Here is an 18,291-nt window from a genome sequence, read left to right as displayed (position 1 = left end):
AGGCGTCCGGCATGACCACCGACACGCTCTTCGAACTGGACCTGACGGACGGCCCCGCGCTGACCCTGCACGAGCGCGCGTCGGGCCACGTGGCGGAACGCTATCCGTGGGACTCGCTGGAGCCGTCGCGCTACCCGGCGGCGCTGCTGGAGCGGGCGCGGTACTCGTGGACGCTGCGGGCGCTCAACGAATTCGGCAGCGCGACGGTGATGGGGCAGCTGGTCCAGGTGATGGGTGAGGCGCGCGTGCCCCTGGACCTGTGGAGCCTGGCGGCGCGCTTCCCCGCGGAGGAGATCCACCACGTGGAGCTCTGCGCGCGGATGGCGATGCGGCTGGGAGGCGGCACCCAGCTGTCCTACTCGCCCGGGGCCTTCGCCGTGGCGTTCGACCCGTCGCTCACCTACCTCCAGCGCGCCAGCGAGCTCATCGTGCGGGTGTGCTGCGTGGGGGAGACGCTCTCCTTCGCGCTCCTGTCCGGCTGCCTCCGCGCGACGTCCCACCCGCTGACGCGCGCGGTGCTCACCACGCTGGTCCAGGAGGAGGCCCTGCACGGACGGCTGGGGTTCCTCTACCTGGACTGGCTGGCCCCGGACCTGGATGCCGCGGAGAAGGACCGGCTGGGGCGCGTGGCGCGCGAGGCCCTGGATGCGCAGGCCCCGCTCTGGGAGAAGCTTCGCAGCACCACGAAGGATGGCGTCACGAGCGAGGGCTTCCTGCTGGAGCACGTGACGGAGCTGGGCTGGATGGAGTCCCGGGACTACGTCACGGTGAGCCAGGAGACGGCGGAGACGCAGGTGCGGGCGCCGCTTTCGCGCCACGGCATCCGCGTCCCCTGAGGCCCTCCGGGGGCGCTCCTGCGCCCTCAACCGGGTGGTGTAGGCTCAGGCCCCGCCGCACTCCTCCTGGACCTTCGCGGTGCTCATCCCCGTGCAGGTGTTCCTGTCCTGGGCCGTGAAGCTGGACCTCCAGGCGCACGTGGCCGCGCAGCCACCTGGTGGACATCCTGGTCAACCGCTTCGCGGGCTTCGTGCCGGTGTTCCTGCTGGGCTTCCACCCGGCCGCCATCTACGGCTACCTCGTCTTCGTGTCCTTCCACGCGGTGTACATCCACGCCAACGTCAACCACCGCTGGCCGTACCTGCGCTGGATCTTCGCCACGCCGGAGTTCCACCACTGGCACCACACGTCGGACGACGAAGGCCTCGACAAGAACTTCGCCGTCTTCCTGTCGTTCATCGACGTCATCTTCGGCACCGCGCACATGCCGGCCCACTGGCCCTCGAAGTACGGGACCACGAAGTTCCAGCCGCCGGAGACCTACCTGGGGCAGCTGGCGTACCCGTTCCAGCGTCACAAGCAGACGCCCTACGGATAGCAGCCAGCTCCCCCGGAGGCGCCTACGGCTCCGGGCCAATGGCTGAAGCGCCGGGCGCGCCCATGGAGAAATAGCCGGGTGGCGGGTTGCCGTTGTGGGACAGCGCATGGATCCTTGCCGCCGCCGCCTGGCGATGGACCGAGGAGATGCTTGCCGGGCTCAGGTTCCTGGGCACGACCACGGTCTGGACGCTGACTCCCACCTTGCCTCCAGCGTCCGTGGCCTTGATGACGATCAGGTAGACCCGTCCGTCGCCCTGCGCGCTGCGCTCGGCGCGCAAGCGCAGCGTGCGCAGAGCAATGTCCTTGGCATCCGGCGAGGAGGGCTGGTCATTCTCGTCGCTGAACACGCGCACCTTGAGAGCGACTCCAGGACACGTGTCGATCGCGTGGCCCATGAGCCCGACGTTGATGAGCTTGCCGTTCGGGGGCCAGAGCATGGAGGTGGCGACCGAGGAGAGGACCAGGGGAGCCGGATTGAAGGCGCGGCTCTTCACCGTTGCCGAGTTGTTGGCGGGATTGGCGTCCGGCGTGTCGGAAGTGGCGGTGGCGGAGTTGATGATGGGCGTGCCGTCGGTCACGTCGCAGGCGACGCGAGCCACGAGGGTGACGGTTGCCGTCGTGGAGGGAGCAAGGGAGGTGAAGCGGATGACGCGGTTGTTACCGGCTCCGCCACAGACCCCACCCTGATTCGCTCTGCACGAGACGAAGCGGGTCGAGCCGGGCAGTTTGTCGGTGATGACGACGTTCGTGGCAGGTGCCGGCCCATTGTTGGTGAGCGTCAGGGTATAGGTCACGTGCTGTCCGGTGAGCACCACGGGGGCCGGGCTGACCTTTTTACTGAGTTGAAGATCGGCCTTGCCGCCCAGCACAAAGACATAGGCCGAGCCGGCATTCTCGCCCGCCGGCGTGTCGTCGGCCGGGGCGCCGATGACGAGGGTGTCGCCGCTGAACTCCATCGAGAGGCCGAAGAGGTCACCTTCCGCCGCGTCGCTGGCGGTGAGCCTCGCCTGCTCGCTCCACATCGTGCCGCTGCGCACGAAGACGTAGGCCGAGCCGGCATCCGTGCCCGCCGCCGTGTCGTCGAAAGGGGCGCCGACGATGGCGGTGTCGCCGCGGAGCGCCACCGAGGTGCCCAATGAGTCGGACGCCGCCGCGTCGCTGGCGGTGAGCCTCGCCTGCTCGTTCCACGTCGTGCCGCTGCGCACGAAGACGTAGGCCGCGCCGGCATTCTCGCCCGCCTCCGTGTCGACGCCTTCGGCGCCGACGATGGCGGTGTCACAGCTGAGCGCCACCGAGCGGCCGAAGAGGTCACCTTCCGCCGCGTCACTGGCGGTGAGCTTCGCCTGCTCGCTCCACGTCGTGCCACTGCGCACGAAGACGTAGACCGCGCCGGCATTCTCGCCCGCCTCCGTGTCAGCGTTAGGGGCGCTGATGAAGGTGGTGTCGCCGCTGAACGCCACCGCGAAGCCAAACTCTTCAAGCTCCGCCGCGTCGCTGGCGGTGAGCTTCGCCTGCTCGCTCCACGTCGAGCCGCTTCGCACGAAGACGTAGACCGCGCCGGTATTCTCGCCTGCCTCCGAATCGTCGCGGAAGGCGCTGACGATGGCGGTGTCGCCGCTGAGTGCCAGCGAGAAGCCGAGCTGGTCACCTGCCTCCAGGTCACTGGGGGTGAGCCTCCCCTGCTCACTCCACGTCGTCCCGCTCCGCACGAAGACATAGACCGCGCCCGCACCCACGTCGCGGTTGGGATCACTGATGATGACGGTGTCGCCGCTGATCGCCACCGAGGCGCCGAAGGCGACCCCTTCCGCCGCGTCACTGGCGGTGAGCTTCGCCTGCTCGCTCCACGTGGAGCCGCTTCGCACGAAGACGTAGGCCGCGCCGCCATCGAGGAACGGCGCCGTGTTGGAGCCCGGGACGCCGACGACGGCGGTGTCGCCGCTGAGCGCCACCGCGGAGCCGAAGAAGTCGCCCCCCTCCGCGTCGCTGGCGGTGAGCTTCGCCTGCTCGGTGACGATGAGCGGATCGATGGTCACCGGGTAGGCCGCGTCCCGGTCATCCACCTCCAGCCGCACTTCGTCCCGCGCCAGGCGCATCCGGGCCGGCAACTGGCGGCCCTTGGCGTCGAAGGCGGCGAGCTTGCTGTAGCTCCACACCCGCTCTCCGCCCGCGTCCACGAAGGCCACCTGCGCACCGTCGGCCTCGAGCACGGCACGCAGTTCACCGGTCACGCCCAACCGCAGCACCAGCGGTTCGCCCGAGGGGGACCCCGCCGGCGGGGCCGCCAGGGTGAAGCCCTGCTCGAGGCCCTGCCGCTCGTTGATGTACCATTCGGTCAGCGGCCCGCGCTGGTACTCGATGCGGTTGTCACGGACGACCAGCTCGGCGGCCGCCACGGGCTGCATCTGCTCGCCGTAGCCGTAGCCGCGCAGGCTCATTCGCAGCGGCGAGGAGCCGGTCGAAGGCCCGCGCGGCGTCAGGTCCAATCCCGCTCCGGTGAAGGTTGCGTCGAAGGCCTGAGCCGGGTTGGCGCACCGGTAGCCGTGCGGGTGCGTGGCGCGCTCCTGCTCCCGAATCCGATAGCGTGACTTCTCGACCGCCTCGCGCAGCTCCAGCGGGATGTCGGCGCTCAAGGAAGGGGCGACCCGCGGCGTGGCTCCAGCCTGTGCCGCTCCCGAGAGACAGAGCACCAGGGCGAAGCAGGCAACCGCCATCCCCTGCAGGAGTCTCGAGGGGGTCAGCTGGCGGGTTTCGAGGCGACTCCAAGTAAATGACATGGCGGGGCCTTCCTTGAAAGGCAGACGACCTGCCCTGGGATTGATGGCTTTCACGTGGAATCGCAGGGTGGAGCTGGCGACGGATGGTGCCAAGCCCTGCTCAAGGCTTACGCCATTGTCCAGGGTTGCCCCATCAGGCGTACCGAGGGGCTGGGGGACCCGCGGAGAAGCAACTCGCGGATTCGAATTCCGCGGGCCTCGAGGTCAGCACCATCACGGCCTGATGACTCCAGACATCAGGCCCCCGACTCCAGTCACCAGGGCCGCGGCCGCCACTTCGCCGTAACCCCCTGGAAACCATGAGGAGCAGACGGTCCAAGGGCCGTGAAACGGTGGGCACGGGGGGTGCAGTAGGGGTGGTCCGTCGCTGCACTCCACTTCCGAGGCCCCCCATGAAGCTGCGCTCCTCTTCCTTCTCCAAGCCCTCTTCCTCCTTCGGCTCCAGCTCCTCCACCTCCCGCCCCCGCAGCGACAGCCTGCCGGCCCGGCCCGAGACCGCGAAGCCGAAGGCCCCGGTGTCGCCCGCGGAGCTGCAGGCGGGCAAGAACAACCTCAAGCCCACCGACTACGGCGTGGTGGACCCCAAGCTCCAGGGCATCCGGACCCGCCGTGACAACGGCCAGTCCGGCGCGCAGTTCGCGGACTTCACGCAGGACGTGCGCAACTCCACCAACCGCCTGACGAGCAAGCCCGTCGGCAACCAGATGCTGAACGACATCAACGGCCGCACCCAGGCCGTGAACCCTGGCGCCACGGGCACGCTGCGCCATCCGCTGACGTCGATGGACGTCTACTCGGGCCGCAACTCGGCGCTGCCCAACTCGCATGTGCCCCGCAACGACGGCACCCTGTCGTCCACCCGCCCGGCGTACCGCTTCGACGGCCAGCCCGGCGCCGGCACGGCCAGCGACGTCAAGTACAACGAGAACGGCGGCGGCCAGCGCTTCAACAGCCTGGGCCACGAGTCGGTCCACGCGTGGCGCGCGTCCAACGGCCTCCAGGTGAGCCCCCTGGCCGCCAGCAAGCACAGCGACGCTGCCATCTTCAAGCAGTACCCGTCGCACTCGACCGACATGAAGGAGACCGTCGACGACCGCCTCCGCCTGCGGGAGGAGTTCGAGACCATCGGCCTGCGCCCCACGCCGCACACGAAGAACAACCCGACCGAGAACGCCCTCCGCGCCGAGCACGGCCTGCCGTCCCGCCAGGACTACTCGGGCCTGAAGCCCGACGGGAACAACAGCAACGACGTGGCCTTCAAGAACTACGACGAGGGCACCGACGCCCGGAACTTCTTCCAGAAGCTGTCCGGCCAGCCGTCGCCCTTCCAGAAGATCGTCGGCGACCTGGAGAAGTGAGGCACGGCGCGAACACCTGACAACGGGCCCCGGCTGTGCCGCTTTGACGGCTTCGCCTTGCAAGGCTACCGTTTCAGGCCGCAGCCCTTGCTGCGGTGTCTCGAACGGATATCAGCCCATCCAGGAGTTGTCATGATTCGCTTCGTGAAAAACGCGGGACAGACATTGCTCGCCGTCGCCGCGGCCTCTGCCTTGTCATTCGGTGCCACGCTGGCCTTCTCTACTCCCGCACCTCAGGGGCCCCAGGCGTATACCTGTGATGCCTGCATCCAGTCTTGTATCGAAATGGGTTTCTCGTATGGCTTCTGTCCCAGCAGGAACGACTGCGCCTGCTATTGAGCCTCCTCCGCTGGCTGCCCTGCTCATGATTCAGGGCAGGTAGCGCTCTCAGCTCGAAGGTCTCCAGGGCGCTGGCCCGTTCCAGGGAACGGGCCAGCGTCACCGGGAGAGGGATTCCAGGGAGTGGATGGCCTCGAAGAGGACCGCGAGGAACTCAGGGTCGTCGTCCTCTTTGTCGAAGGCCTCCCGGTGCGCCAGAAGCAGCGGCAATAACGAGACGTCCTCCAGCGCCTGGGCCGCCTCTACGTCCAGCGTGGTGACCCCGGGCCCCTCCAGCACGCGCCGCAGCGGTTCGAGGACGCGCGCGTCCTTGCGCAGGGCCAGCCCCAGGAGCGCCTCCCCGCGAATCTTCGGGTGGGTTTCGGAGAGCCGCTCCACCAGCGCCTCGCGCAGCTCCGGCGTGTCCACCTCCCGCGCCTGGGAGCCGAGCGTGAACGTGGCCCACTCGCGCACGACCTCGTCGGCGTCGCGGGAGAGCTGGAGCAACGTCTGGAGCGCCTGGGCGTCCCGGTGCCGCGACAACCCCATGACGACGCCGAAGCGGACGTGGGCGTCCGGGTGGTCCTTCAGGGGAAGCAGCGCGGGCACCGCGCGGGGATCGCCCAGGTGGCCCAGCGCGGCGGCCATCGCCTCCAGCACTGCGGCGTCCTGCTCCTTCGCGAGCGCCGGCAGGAGTGCGTCCGTGAAGCGCGCGACGAGCTCCGGCCCCCGGTGCCGGAAATCCAGTTGGGAAAGGACGTTCGCGCCGCGTCCCCGCTCCTTGGGGGACGGGGACTGGAGCCAGGCGGCGGCCCGCTGGAAGACGTCCTCCCCTCCGCGGTGGTGCAGCTGCCAGATGGCGCTCCACGCGCCCTCGTCTTCCTCGTCGCCCTGGAGCGTGCGGGCGAACAGCGCGTCGGTGGAGAGGTCGGCTTCGGGCGGGGACGTCATGCGCGGCAGCGTAGCGCCAGACGTCCCCCGTTCAGCCCTGGACCGGGGCGTCCGGCGGCCACGGTGTCCGGCCGTGGGCAGCCTGCGCGGCGGCCTTCCACGGGCCACCAGACAGCGCGGCGGTCGATCCGGTGAGTCTTTGTACCCGGTGGCCCCACTCCCAACGTCCTGGGGCAATGGCCGAAGACGTGCCGCGAGGCCGCCCGGCGTCCGGGGCGTCTCTCGCGCCCCAGGAGGTGCTCATGACAGACACAGGTCGCAGCGCAAGGTCGTGGAAGAGGTGGTGGGGGCCCCTGCTCGCCCTGCTCCTCGGAGCGACGCCCCTGCTCGGGGACGCGCAGCAGACGAAAGCCTCCACCGGGCCCACCGATCGAATCGACCCCCAGGCGCAGCGCATCCTGCGCCAGATGAGCGACTTCCTGTCCGCGCAGCGTGAGTTCTCCGTCCGCACCGAGGGGACGCTCGATGAGGTGCTCGACTCGGGGCAGAAGGTCCAGCTGCAGCGCGCGGGTGACGTGCGCCTGCAGCGGCCCAACCGGCTCCGCGTGGACCGCACGGGAGACCTGGCCAGGCTTCATCTCTTCTACGACGGCCGGCAGCTCACCCTCCATGGTGAGCGCGCCAACGCCTATGCGACGACGCCAGCCCCCTCCACCCTGGATGCCACGTTGGACATGGCCTCACAGAAGCTCGGATTGGATGCGCCCGGGGCGGACCTGCTCGTCAGCAACCCCTACGCCGTCCTCACCGAGGACGTGCGCTCCGGGAAGTATCTCGGCAGCTCCAGGGTGGACGGCGTGGCCGTGCACCACCTGGCGTTCCGCAACAACGACGGCGTGGACTGGGAGGTGTGGGTCGAGGACGGCCCGCGGCCCCTGCCGCGCAAGTACGTCATCACCTCCCGGGACCTGCCGGGAGCGCCGCAGTACTCGGTGAACCTGTCCGAATGGAACCTGTCGCCCGAGCTCACCCCGGACCAGTTCCAGTTCACGCCCCCACGCGATGCGATGCGCGTGTCGTTCCTCGCACCCGATGCGCAGGGCGGGGCGCAGCAAGGAGGCTCGAAATGAGGATGCTCGCGCGCAAGTCCCGCCAGCGGGCGGCGGCGATGTTGATGGGACTCTTCTTCCTGGGGGAGCTGCTCCCGGACGTGGCCCTGGCCTACTACGGCACGTCGCGCCGGGTGGCGCGGCGCACCTCGCGACGCACGGCCGCCCGTCAGGATGCCATGTACGGCGGCACGAACACGGCCGTGGTGGCGGTGCCGGCGGGAGCGCAGACCGTCACGGCGCTCCCCGCGGGGTGCGCGGCCACGGTGGCGGGCGGCATCACCTACCAGCAATGCGGCGGCGTCCGCTACCGCCCCTACTACCAGGGGGAGAGCCTCGTCTACGTCGTCGAGTAGCCTCCGCGCTCAGGGCGAGTACAGCTCCGCCGTTGCCAGCCGGACGCCGGAGCTCCCGAATCCCGCCGCGATGAGGACCTGCCCGTTGGGCAGCAGCGTCGCGGTGTGGTCCGAGCGGGGTTCGACCAGGGCTCCGGCAGGGCTCCAGGTGTTCGTGGCCGGGTCGTACACTTGCGGCATCTGTCCCGACACGACGAGCACCGTGCCATCCGGCAGCAGCGTCGCCGTGTGGAGGGCGCGAGTTTCGGCCATGGAGCCGATGGGGCTCCAGGTGCCCGTGGCCGGGTCGTACACCTCCGCCGTCGCCAGGGAGGCGCCAAAGATGTCCAATCCCCCCGTGACGAGCACCCTGCCATCGGGCAGCAGTGTCGCCGTGTGGAAGGCGCGAGCTTCGGTCATGGAGCCGGTGGGGCTCCAGGTGCCCGTGGCCGGGTCGTAGAGCTCCGCCGTCGCCATGCTGGGAGGACCGAATCCCCCGGCGACGAGGACCTTGCCATCGGGCAGCAGCGTCGCCGTGTGGGCCCAACGCGCTTCCGCCATGGCGCCGGTCGGGCTCCAGGTCCCCGTGGCCGGGTCGTACACCTCCTCCCTCACGCGCCCTCCGATATCGCTGATGCCCCCCGCGACGAGCACCGTGCCATCGGGCAGCAGCGTCGCCGTATGGCCGGAGCGGCGATCCTGCATGGAGCCGGTGGGGCTCCAGGTGCCCGTGGCCGGGTCGTACAGCTCCGCCGTCGCGAGAAAGTCGGGGGAATTGAGTCCCCCTACGGCGAGGACCCTGCCATCGGGGAGCAGCGTCGCCGTGAACTGCCAACGCGCGTCCGCCATGGAGCCGGTGGGGCCCCAGGTCCCCGTGGCCGGGTCGTACAGCTCCGCCGTCGCGAGGAATTCGTTATCCGCGCGATCCCCTCCCATGACGAGCACCCTGCCGTCGGGCAGCAGCGCTGCCTCGTGGCCGGCGCGAAGCCCCGCCAGGGAGCCAGTCAAGGACCAGGGCTCCTCACAGGCCGGCAGCCCCGTCACGGTGAAGGTGCGGGTGTCAGTCAGGTGGAAGGCATTGGTGACGGTGGCGGTGATGGAAGGGGGTGTGCTGGCACAGGAGGGAGCCGTCCAGGTGACGCGGCTGCGGGAGGCGTCGCTGGCCGGCGTGCCCAGGGTGCCGGTATTGGCCTCCCAGGAGAACGTGAGGGCGGAACCTTCCGGATCGCTGGCCACCACCTCGTAGGTGAGCTCCTGGCCTGGTGAGGCCGTGTCCGAGGAGCGGTACGAGCGGATGATGACGGGGTTGAAGTGGTTGGCCGGGGGCGTGTCGCTGACGCACAGGGCGACGGTGCCGGTGGTCTGTCCGCCGCGCCCATCGGAGACCGTGACGGTCAGGCGGCAGTTGTTGCAGCTCCCCGCGGGCAGCTCCGAAGGCGTGAACCGGGCCGAACGGGAGGAGGCCTGGGCCCAGGTGCCGGCACAGGATGCGCTCCAGGCGTAGGAGAGGCTGTCACCGTCCGGGTCGGAAGCCGAGGTGGAGACAGACGTCGTCTGCCCGACGGCCAGCTGCGTGGGGCTGGCACTGAGCGCGGTCACCACGGGGGAGCTGTTGAAGCAGATGGACAGCTCCGCATCTCCCTCGCCGCCCGAGGTGACGTTGACGGTCAGCACGACGCTGGAGGACAGGCCGCGCGAGTCCGTCACGGTCAGGGTCAGGGTCTGGATGCCCGTGGAGGCAGGCGCGGCCCACGAAGTGGAGGCAGCCGAGGGCGCGGAGAAGGCCCCCGCGGTCGCACTCCAGGCGTAGGAGAGGGCATCGCCCGGATTGGGGTCATGCGCGGTGGCCGTCAGCGAGATGGAATCTCCCGCGGGCACGGAGGTGGCGGAGGCCACCAGGGAGTCAATGAGGGGCGCCTCGTTGTCGAAGGGCGGCGGAGGGTGGAGCTGCTGGAGGGTGATGGCGACCAGGGTGCTCTGGTTGGCGGTGATGGTGACTCCCGTGGCGGAACCTTCGAAGCGCAAGGTGCCGGAGGAGTCGAAGGCCTGAGCCAGGAAGGAGCGATTGGAGCCCGCGGGGATGTTGCCAATGATGCCGCCCCACACGCCGTGGGTGGGAGCCAGGTCCACGGTCACCGAGGGGATATCCGCCGCGCTCGAGGTGACCGAGACGCGAGCAATGTCGGAGGCGAGGGCCTGGCTGACGGAGACAGCGAACCGGACCGGGCGGGTATTCCTGGAGGAATCCGAGCAGCCCGCCAGCAGCGCCACCGCGAGCGCGAACATCCACGGAGTGAATGCTTTCTTCATGAGCCAGCCTCCCCCTCTTCCAATTCCTTGCAGCCAGGGCGCGGAGTATTGGCAAGGGGAAGCGGCGCTGGACATCACCCCAGCAGCCTCATGCGCCGTCGCGTGTTGGACGGCCAGGCCCTCCAAACAGGCGCATGGGACGCGAGGCCCCCACCTCGAGGAGGAAGGGAGCCCCCGCGTCGAGCGGCCCGTCCTTCAACGTCGCCACCACCACGCTGCCATCCGGCCCCACATGGGCCACCGTGTCGCCGAGCCGCGCGAGGGGCCGTGCCTCCTTCACCAACGAGGTGGGCATGGCGTCCTCCGGATCAGGCTCCAGCCAGCGCGCATTCGCCGGGTCCTTCGCGTCCACGAGGAGCAGCCGCCCCAGCGAATCGGCCACTCCGATGCGTGTGTCCCCCGCGAAGAACAGCTGTCCCAGGATCGCGTCATGCCGTTCGAGCCGGCACACCGTCTCGCCGCTTCGCGGGTCCACGAGCAACAGCCAGCTCTCCGCGTCATCGCGGTCGCTGTCCGCCACGCTCACCGCGATCCAGCCGCGTGGGGACACCGCCAGCCCCTGAACGCTGACGCCGTCGTCCAGCGCGATGTCCCGGATGATCTCTGGCGACTTTCCCAACCGCCACAGGTGCAGGGCATCGTCCGCGGTGACCAGCCACGCATCCGCGGGCCCGAAGGCACAGGCCTGGACGCGCTCCTTGTGCACCAGGTCGGCCTGGAGCCGGGACCGCTTCAGCTCCCAGACCTGGACCCGCTCCTGCGCGGGCGCGGCGAGCCGCGTCTCATCCCGGGAGATGGCCAACGGCCCCGACGCGTAGCTGGCCAGTTCGAAGGCCTCGCGTGACTTCGCGCTGAGCGACTTCTCCACGTAGAGGGATGCGTAATCGAGCCGCACCAGCCTCCCGGAAGACAGGCCCTTCACATCCGTGGGAGGGAAGTTGGCTTCGATCTCCGTTCGCGAGCCAGAGCCCAGGTCCCATGAGACATAGGCACGGTTCGAGGCGGCAACGACAGCGCCCGGCATGAGCGCCAATCCCAGGATGGGTGACGGCGCGGCCTCACCTGTGCGCGACGCACCGTCCGCCGTGGACCAGACGCTGAGGGCGCCCTGGGTGGATCCGCTGGCGAGCCACCGCCCATCCGGTGACAGGGCCGTCACGGAGCCCTGCATGTGGCGAGCGGGCACGTCGATGACCGGCCCGGCAGCACCGCCCGGCACGCTCCAGGTGCGAATCCGGTGTTCGTTGCCCAGCGAGTACGCGCGCGTGCCGTCGGCGGAGAAGCCCACCCACCGGCAACCCGCGCCGCCTCCCGCGTCGAACCCGTGCCAGCCGACGAAGTGCCTCACCGGCTTCAGGTCCGGCACGCCCCACAGCCCCACCTTGCCGTTGCCGTGGCCCACGAGCAGGTGCCCGCCGGAGGGCGAGAAGGCCAGGGCCAGGACCTTGGTGCTCTTGCGCCTTGCCCGCTCCTCCCCTGTCCGCGCGTCGAACAGGCGGACCACGCCTTGAGCCGACCCGGTCGCCAGCAGCGCACCGTCCGCGCTGAAGGCAACGGCATGGAGGTCTCCGTCCTTCTCCTTGAGCGTGTGGAGCACGGTGTTGCGCTTCACGTCGCGGACCTGGGCCACCTTGCCCTCGATCGTGGCGAACAGGGACCGGTCCGCACTCACGCCAGCCAGGTGGAGGGGCTGCTGGCCCTTCAGCGTCCAGACCGCCCTGCCCTTCGCGGAGAGACGGCGGATGAGCCCCCACCCACCCACGAGGACCTCATCCCCTGGCAGCGCGCGCACCCCCCGAAGGGCGCCGTCGGCCTCGTGCTGTCCGGCCACCTTCCCGCTCACCATGTCGAAAGACACCACGTGCGAGCGCTCCCCCGTGGAGAGGATGGCCCACAGGTGTTTCGAGTCCGGGGAGAAGTCGACTCCGATGAACTCCCCAGGGACGTTGAACGGGGCGGCGCCGAAGACGCGTCGAGAGGTCATGAAGCACCTGACCTGCCGCTCAGAGCGGCGCGGTCGCATGGTAGTGCGCCGCGGGCGCGAGGAACCGGATGACGTGGAAGGTGCGAGCGCTTCCGCTGTCGAGCGTCGTGGTGCTGCCATCCGGGTTGTAGATGAGGATGTTGATGCCGAGCGCGTTCGCGAGGAGGGAGGGCGTCGCATCCCCCGCGAGGTTGTTGTACGAGCCGAGCCGGCGGATGTCCGCGGCCGTCTGTCGTGGATCGAGATTGAAGGCGCTGATGTCAATTCGCCCGTTCGCCACCCGGTCCGCGACGAGCTGGCGAAGCCGCATCACCGAACCGGCGTAGGCGCCCACGCGGATCAACGACGCGAACAGGCAGTCTCCGTCGGGCGCGATGGCCACGTTCTGGCGTCCCGCCCGGGCGAGCCGCGCGGCCTGCGCCGACGTGAGGAAGTATCCATGCCCGGCGGACACCTGCCGCTGCGCGCTCCGCGAGGACGGCTTGGGCATGTCTCCCTTGTCGACGCTCACCTCGACGGCCCGCGGGACAAACGGGGCCTTGCGGCCTCCCATGGGGACGGCGCCCCGCTCGCCCTTGCCGCGGACGAGGAAGTCGTGGCCGTGCTTCTTCGCGAACGCCCGGAACTGCTCGACCATCGCCTCCGCGTCCTCCTCGTCGTCGCCCACGACGATGGTGGCCACGTCCTTCCAGGTGAGGTCCCCGTGGAGCTGGGTTTCGATGTAGGGCCCACCGAACTCCGCCCCTGACGCGCGCTGCTTCTTCAGCCAGGCGGCGTCCTTCCCCGTGGCCTCCGCGGCGGCCAGCCGGATGATGGGCTCATCCGTGTGCGCGAAGAGCATCTCCGGGTGATTGGGACTGGTGAAGTGCTTCACGCCCTGGTCCAGCTGGTTCCAGCTGTCTCCGGGGGTGTGCGTCATGCGCTCGTGCAGGGCGTCCTTCCAGATGACGTAGCTCTTGCCGTAGCGCTGCGCGACGCCGTGCTTCTGCGTGGGGGACACGAGCGCCGCGTACTTGGGCATCTGCGCGCCGTCGGTGGGCGCGAAGCGGCTGGTGGCGTCGTTGTAGTCCTGGAACCGGCCCTGGGTCCGCTTCAGGGCGAAGGCGTACCCCATCTGCTCCTCCACGGCGCCGCGCTTGGTCAGGTCGGTCGAGGCCTGGCTGGCGCCCGTCTCCCAGACCTGTTTGAAGGTGGTGCTGCTCATCAGCAGGTCCTTCAGCGGCGTCCCGACGGGCTTGTTCTTGCGCTGGTCCAGGTTGTCGCCGGGCTTCTTCGCGAAGGTGTAGTTCGTGACGAGCCGCAGCTGCACCAGGTGCTGGAGGATGCGCTCGAAGTCCTCCTCGTCGTAGTCCGTGCCCCACTTCGCGTTCAGGTCCGCCATGCGCTGCAAGGCCTTGACGCGGGCGAAGGCCTTCTCGAACGCGCCCTTGCGCTCGGCGGCGACGAGCGCCCAGGCCTGGCTCGGGGTCCGCAGGGCCTTGTCCTGGTTCATCCGTGCCTGGACGGCCTCCAGGTCCTTCGCGCTGGGGACCATGCGCTGCTGTGGAAAGGGCATGGGGCCGGAGCGCGTCATCAGCTCCCCGGCGATGTCCGTGTGCTTCTGCTTCGCCACCCGGATGAGCTCGTCGATCTTCGCCTTGCTGTCCCGGAACTTGATCCAGTGGAACCACTCCTGCTCGACGGTGGCCCGCACCCGCTCCGCGCCCTGGAGGAAGTCGTTGAGGGTGACGATGGCGCCCGTCAGCGCCTGCACGGAGGGCTTGCCGCTGCGCAACAGGTCCTCCAGCTCCGCCTGGCGCGCGTACCACTCCCGCATCAGGTTCTGGACGACGGGGTGCTGGATGTTCTGGGCCTTCTGGGCGGCCTGGGCCTGCGCGAGGGCGAGCTTCGTCCTGGCCTCGGTGGCGAACCGCTCCACGCGCCCCGCGATGCTGGGAAGGTTCCCCTCACCCTGTTCGCGCCGGACCTTCTCGCGCTCCTCCACCTGTTGCTTGAAGGCGTCCGTGAACGCGCCTGTCGTCCCCAGCCGCGTGAGCAGCATGGAGATGAGCGTCGTGTCGCCGTTGAAGACGACGAGCATGTGCCGCAGCGCCCGTTCGCTCCCGAGCCCCTGGAGGAGCTCGGCGAAGGTCCCGGCGTCTCCGTGGCAGACGTCTTCGATGACGCCCGCGAGGACGGACACGCCCGCCCTGCCTCCGAAGACCCGGTGCAGCCGCAGGACCGCCGGCAGCGAGACCTCCTGCTCGAAGGCGGCATAGGCCTCCGCGTCGCCACCGAACACGGCGGCGGTGAGGTCGCGCTCCGCCTGCACGGCGGGCATGATCGCGACCTCCCGCTTCCGGGGCCCGATGCGCGCGTCGAGCTGCCGCTGCTCCATCCGCTCCTGGTAGTTCTTCGCGCGCTCGACCTTCTTCTGCTTCAGTCGCTGTTTCTTGGTGGCCATGAGTGGCTGCGTTCCCCCGTACGCCCAGTATAGGTAGATTGGGGGGATGAACTCCCGCCTCCTGCTGCTGCTGGCCGTCTGTGTCCCGTTGCTGGCCTCGGCCCGGGAGCCGAAGCCGCGCACGTACGACATCATCATCGTCGGAGGCGGAAAGACCGAAGCGGAGGCGCAGGCCGCGCTCGACCGGCTGAAGGCCCAGGTGCTCTGGGTGCGCGTGGCACAACCGAGCGGGGGCTTCCTGGCCGTGGAGAAGTCCGACACCTACCCCGGGCTCAACAAGGGGCTGTACATCGCCGTGCTCGGGCTCTGTGCCCGGGACGCGGAGGTGGCCACGGACCTCAAGCGCTTCATGAAGGCGCTCAAGGTGCACGCGCCAGGGGCGTACTCCAAGAGCATCAAGGGCCAGTATGGCGACCCGTGTCCTCCGTCAGGTGCCTTCACGCCGCCGGACGCCGAGGAGAAGCCGTTCCTGGAGCGCATCGCGAAGGAGCCCAAGTCCGCGGAGGCGTTCTACGCCTACGGCCTGTTCCTCAAGGAGCAGGGCCGCCTGACCGAGGCCGACGCCATGGCCGGCCAGGCGCTGGAGCTCAACCCAGAACACGCTGAGGCGAAGGCCCTGGCCCATCTGCTGATGGTGTTGCTGACCGACTGACGCGTGGCGCCTCGGTGCTCGCCGTGTCCGGCATGCCGAAGTGCAGGCTCAGGGCGCGGCAGCCGGCGTCGGGCGAGGAGTCGTCCGGGGAGGCCCAGGCCCCGAGCGCGTGGTAGAGCCGCCCCTCGCGCCGCTCCAGGTAGAGGATCATGTTGAGCGGCCAGCCGGCGCCCTGGAACAGGTGCCGGTCCATGGGCGTGGGCTCCTGGCTCACCCGCAGGCCCCGCTCGTGGGGCGGGCCGATGCGGTGCCAGTCCGGGTGCAGGTGGATGGAGCCGAGCACCTCCAGCCCCGCGGCCTCCGCCTCCGCGGTGATGCGCAGCAGCTCCCGGGGCTCGCACCAGTAGCCGCGCCGCCCATTGGCGTAGCAGGCCCCGAAGCGCGGGATGATGGCGGCGTCGAACTCCTGGAGCACGGCCTCGTCCGTCTCACGGATGTTGGTGGCGAAGCGGACGCGCTCCACCCGCATCCCGTCCTCGACGAAGCGCCCCAGCAACACGGCCCAGCTCCGGGGCGGCAGCTCCGGGGTGCAGGCCGCGTATTCGCGCTGGGCGTCCGCGAGGAAGTCCGACAGCACGCCCGGCTCCAGCAGCACGTGCCGCGGGCTCATTCCGGGACCTCCGCCGTGGGGGCGCGGAGGCGGCCCTCGGCCCGGTCCTCGCGAAGCTGGGTGATGAGGCCGCGGGCGACGCGCTCCTCGAAGGCGGCGGTGGTGTCCGGCGTCCAGGTGTAGAAGCCCTGCCCTGTCTTCAGCCCCAGTTCCCCCTGCTCCACCTTCCGCTCGAGCACCGGCGGCACCGGGCGCCCGGCGTTGCGCATGACGCTGGTGACCAGGTCCAACCCCGCGAGGTCCAGCCGGTCGAAGACGCCGGACACGCCCAGGCGCCTTCCGATGCCCTGGGTGAGCACGCGGTCCACCATCTCCGGCGTGGCGACGCCTTCCTGCACCAGCCGGATTCCCTCGCCGATGAGCGCCTGGAGCAGCCGCGGGCCCACCGAGCCCGGCACGTCCTTCGCGAACACCACCGGCGTCTTGCCCACCTCCTCGAGCAACTGGCGCACGGCCTCCACGACGTCGGGGGAGGTCCGCTCCCCGGGGATGACATCCACCAGGGGAACCAGGTGCGCCGGCAGGTAGTAGTGCGCGCTGAGGACGCGCTCGGGCCGGGTGCAGTCGCGGGCCAGCGCCGTCACGCTCAGCGCGGTGGTGTTGGACGCGAGCACGGTGTCCGGCGCCGCGAGTGCGTCCAGCTGGCGGAAGACCTCCTGCTTGAGCGCGAGGTCCTCGGGCACGGACTCGAGGACGAGGTCCTGGTCCACGACTGCCTCCGCGAGCACCGTGGTGCGCCGGATGCGCCCGAGCGCCGCCTCCCGTTGCGCCGGGGTCAGCAAGCCGGTCTCCACCAGCAGGGCCGCGTCGCGCTCCAGCTTCGCCCTCGCGCGCTCACTGCTGTCCGGACGCGTGTTGTAGAGCACCACCCGCCTGCCGGCGATGGCGAGCTCGAGGGCGATGCCGCACCCCATGGCTCCGCCACCCACCACGCCCACCCGCATCAGTCGCCTGATCGTCATGGCGGCGCAGCGTCGCCGCGCTCGCGTGGCGGAGGCAATCCATCTCACACGCACGCGGCGTTTTGGGCCGCTGCCGTGAAGGAGTGCTGCAATTGTCCGTTCCGCGCCCTCCACCGCAGCGCGTCGTCCGGCATCGTGGGAAAACAGCCCCAGGTGACATCCAATGGCCCTGGCCCCAGCAGCTCACGAAACCGGAGGGCGGAGATGCCACGCAAGGCGCGGGAGTACGGTCTGAATCACGCGGACCGCGTCGCTGAAAGCGAGCTGGTAGGGTCGCAGGTCCCGTGAACGAACTCCCCCTGCCGAAAGAGTCCCACCTCAAACCCTTTCCACTCCTCTCCGTGCAAAGGGGCATCGCCTGGGCGGTCTGGGTCGGCGTGTTCCTGGTCGCCTACAATCACTTCAGCCGGGGAGGTCGCGGGGCCGGGGAGGCCTGGGGACCCCAGCTGCACGTCCCGCTCCTCGTCACGGTCTTCCTGGTGCTGTTCGCCTTCTTCTACTGGCGGATCCGCCGCTGGGCGGGGACCTACCACCAGGGCGTCTCCTACTTCAGCGTGGGAGACGAACAGCAGGCCTCCCGCCACTTCGAGGAAGCCGCCCGCCGCGCCACCCAGGGCGTCCAGCGGGCGATCTCGGTCGCCATGATGGGGCAGTGCCAGCTGTCGCTGGGAGACACCGGACGCGCGCTGGAGCTGTTCGGCTCGGCGGAGCGCTCCGGCAAGCTGCGGAGCGCCGTCCCGGCGATGCACCGGTGGATGCCCAGCCTGATCGCCACGGCGCGGCTCGCTCAGGGAGACCTGGCCTCCGCGCACGCCTGGCTGGAGGAGGGACGCAAGCGCAACGGCGCCCTGCCCCCCATGTACGCGCTGCTGCCGGAGGTCGCGCTCCTGTGCCGCGAAGGCAACCCCGCCGCCGCAGTGACCGAGCTGGATGCGCGGGCGGGCGAGGCGGACGCGCTGGTGGGGCGCGACGCCCGCCGGCTCAAGCTGCTCAGGGCCTTTGCCCTGGACGCCCTGGACCCGGTGGGCAACGCGGCCGCCATCGATGCCACGCTGGCGTCCCTCCAGCCCGTGCGCCCCGGCGACCTCGAGTTCCTCTCCGCCCGGTGGCCCGAGCTGCAGGCCTTCATGGAGCGGCGGGGGCTTTCCCGCGTGGCGTAGCGGTG

Annotated in this window: 14 protein-coding genes; 7 read left to right on the top strand and 7 right to left on the bottom strand. The window is 70.0% G+C overall.

Going from position 1 to position 18,291, the window contains the following annotated elements:
- Nucleotides 1-11: 11 nt before the first annotated feature.
- Nucleotides 12-836 (top strand): hypothetical protein, encoded by an 825-nt coding sequence (locus NR792_RS02430; protein WP_375758448.1) that lies wholly within the window; start codon nucleotides 12-14, stop codon nucleotides 834-836.
- Nucleotides 837-994: 158 nt separating this feature from the next.
- Nucleotides 995-1,375, top strand: coding sequence for a sterol desaturase family protein (locus NR792_RS02425; protein ID WP_375758447.1), 381 nt, complete (start codon nucleotides 995-997; stop codon nucleotides 1,373-1,375).
- Between the two features lie 22 nt (nucleotides 1,376-1,397).
- On the opposite strand, the gene NR792_RS02420 is transcribed toward NR792_RS02425, so the two are convergent.
- A complete protein-coding gene (locus tag NR792_RS02420) occupies nucleotides 1,398-4,010 on the bottom strand; it encodes a hypothetical protein (RefSeq protein ID WP_375758446.1) in 2,613 nt (870 codons plus the stop codon).
- A 536-nt stretch (nucleotides 4,011-4,546) separates the two neighbouring features.
- Between NR792_RS02420 and NR792_RS02415 the strand changes: the two genes are divergently transcribed.
- Entirely contained in the window at nucleotides 4,547-5,512 is a 966-nt protein-coding gene (locus NR792_RS02415; RefSeq protein WP_375758445.1) for a M91 family zinc metallopeptidase, read from the top strand.
- Between the two features lie 438 nt (nucleotides 5,513-5,950).
- On the opposite strand, the gene NR792_RS02410 is transcribed toward NR792_RS02415, so the two are convergent.
- On the bottom strand, nucleotides 5,951-6,781 hold the full coding sequence (locus tag NR792_RS02410) for a HEAT repeat domain-containing protein (RefSeq protein WP_375758444.1): 831 nt from the start codon (nucleotides 6,779-6,781) through the stop codon (nucleotides 5,951-5,953).
- Between the two features lie 242 nt (nucleotides 6,782-7,023).
- On the opposite strand from NR792_RS02410, the gene NR792_RS02405 reads away from it, so the two are divergent.
- Together NR792_RS02405 and NR792_RS02400 are read left to right on the top strand one after the other, a co-directional pair.
- Entirely contained in the window at nucleotides 7,024-7,851 is an 828-nt protein-coding gene (locus NR792_RS02405; protein WP_375758443.1) for a DUF2092 domain-containing protein, read from the top strand.
- Nucleotides 7,848-8,186, top strand: coding sequence for a hypothetical protein (locus NR792_RS02400; RefSeq protein WP_375758442.1), 339 nt, complete (start codon nucleotides 7,848-7,850; stop codon nucleotides 8,184-8,186). Before NR792_RS02405 ends, NR792_RS02400 begins: the two co-directional genes overlap by 4 nt.
- Nucleotides 8,187-8,195: 9 nt before the next feature.
- Here NR792_RS02400 and NR792_RS02395 read toward each other — a convergent pair whose 3' ends face one another.
- The 3 genes from NR792_RS02395 to NR792_RS02385 form a co-directional block, all read right to left on the bottom strand.
- A complete protein-coding gene (locus NR792_RS02395; RefSeq protein ID WP_375758441.1) occupies nucleotides 8,196-10,475 on the bottom strand; it encodes a kelch repeat-containing protein in 2,280 nt (759 codons plus the stop codon).
- An 88-nt stretch (nucleotides 10,476-10,563) separates the two neighbouring features.
- A complete protein-coding gene (locus NR792_RS02390) occupies nucleotides 10,564-12,459 on the bottom strand; it encodes a WD40 repeat domain-containing protein (RefSeq protein ID WP_375758440.1) in 1,896 nt (631 codons plus the stop codon).
- Nucleotides 12,460-12,478: 19 nt separating this feature from the next.
- Nucleotides 12,479-14,902 (bottom strand): OTU domain-containing protein, encoded by a 2,424-nt coding sequence (locus tag NR792_RS02385; RefSeq protein WP_375758439.1) that lies wholly within the window; start codon nucleotides 14,900-14,902, stop codon nucleotides 12,479-12,481.
- 46 nt (nucleotides 14,903-14,948) lie between these two features.
- Here NR792_RS02385 and NR792_RS02380 point away from each other — a divergent pair, with 46 nt between their 5' ends.
- Nucleotides 14,949-15,554, top strand: coding sequence for a hypothetical protein (locus NR792_RS02380; RefSeq protein ID WP_375758438.1), 606 nt, complete (start codon nucleotides 14,949-14,951; stop codon nucleotides 15,552-15,554).
- Here the strand turns inward: NR792_RS02380 and NR792_RS02375 are convergent.
- Complete coding sequence (locus NR792_RS02375) at nucleotides 15,490-16,164, bottom strand: hypothetical protein (protein ID WP_375758437.1); 675 nt, start codon at nucleotides 16,162-16,164, stop codon at nucleotides 15,490-15,492. The two genes, NR792_RS02380 and NR792_RS02375, sit on opposite strands and share 65 nt — an antisense overlap.
- Entirely contained in the window at nucleotides 16,161-17,126 is a 966-nt protein-coding gene (locus NR792_RS02370) for a 3-hydroxyacyl-CoA dehydrogenase family protein (RefSeq protein ID WP_375758436.1), read from the bottom strand. Before NR792_RS02370 ends, NR792_RS02375 begins: the two co-directional genes overlap by 4 nt.
- Before the next feature lie 377 nt (nucleotides 17,127-17,503).
- On the opposite strand from NR792_RS02370, the gene NR792_RS02365 reads away from it, so the two are divergent.
- Nucleotides 17,504-18,286: a tol-pal system YbgF family protein gene (locus NR792_RS02365; RefSeq protein ID WP_375758435.1), complete on the top strand. Its 783-nt coding sequence runs from the start codon at nucleotides 17,504-17,506 to the stop codon at nucleotides 18,284-18,286.
- Nucleotides 18,287-18,291: the final 5 nt, after the last annotated feature.

Source organism: Corallococcus exercitus (genome assembly GCF_042231735.1).
Lineage (GTDB): Bacteria > Myxococcota > Myxococcia > Myxococcales > Myxococcaceae > Corallococcus > Corallococcus exercitus_B.
Note: the sequence above shows the minus strand (reverse complement) of the source record. Positions and strands in the feature narration are given on the sequence as shown.

Coding starts and splice junctions, on each gene's coding strand:
- NR792_RS02375 (WP_375758437.1), bottom strand. CDS start 16,164: ATGAGCCCGCGGCACGTGCTGCTGGAGCCGGGCGTGCTGTCGGACTTC.
- NR792_RS02385 (WP_375758439.1), bottom strand. CDS start 14,902: ATGGCCACCAAGAAACAGCGACTGAAGCAGAAGAAGGTCGAGCGCGCG.
- NR792_RS02415 (WP_375758445.1), top strand. CDS start 4,547: ATGAAGCTGCGCTCCTCTTCCTTCTCCAAGCCCTCTTCCTCCTTCGGC.
- NR792_RS02400 (WP_375758442.1), top strand. CDS start 7,848: ATGAGGATGCTCGCGCGCAAGTCCCGCCAGCGGGCGGCGGCGATGTTG.
- NR792_RS02370 (WP_375758436.1), bottom strand. CDS start 17,126: ATGACGATCAGGCGACTGATGCGGGTGGGCGTGGTGGGTGGCGGAGCC.
- NR792_RS02395 (WP_375758441.1), bottom strand. CDS start 10,475: ATGAAGAAAGCATTCACTCCGTGGATGTTCGCGCTCGCGGTGGCGCTG.
- NR792_RS02380 (WP_375758438.1), top strand. CDS start 14,949: ATGAACTCCCGCCTCCTGCTGCTGCTGGCCGTCTGTGTCCCGTTGCTG.
- NR792_RS02405 (WP_375758443.1), top strand. CDS start 7,024: ATGACAGACACAGGTCGCAGCGCAAGGTCGTGGAAGAGGTGGTGGGGG.
- NR792_RS02410 (WP_375758444.1), bottom strand. CDS start 6,781: ATGACGTCCCCGCCCGAAGCCGACCTCTCCACCGACGCGCTGTTCGCC.
- NR792_RS02430 (WP_375758448.1), top strand. CDS start 12: ATGACCACCGACACGCTCTTCGAACTGGACCTGACGGACGGCCCCGCG.
- NR792_RS02390 (WP_375758440.1), bottom strand. CDS start 12,459: ATGACCTCTCGACGCGTCTTCGGCGCCGCCCCGTTCAACGTCCCTGGG.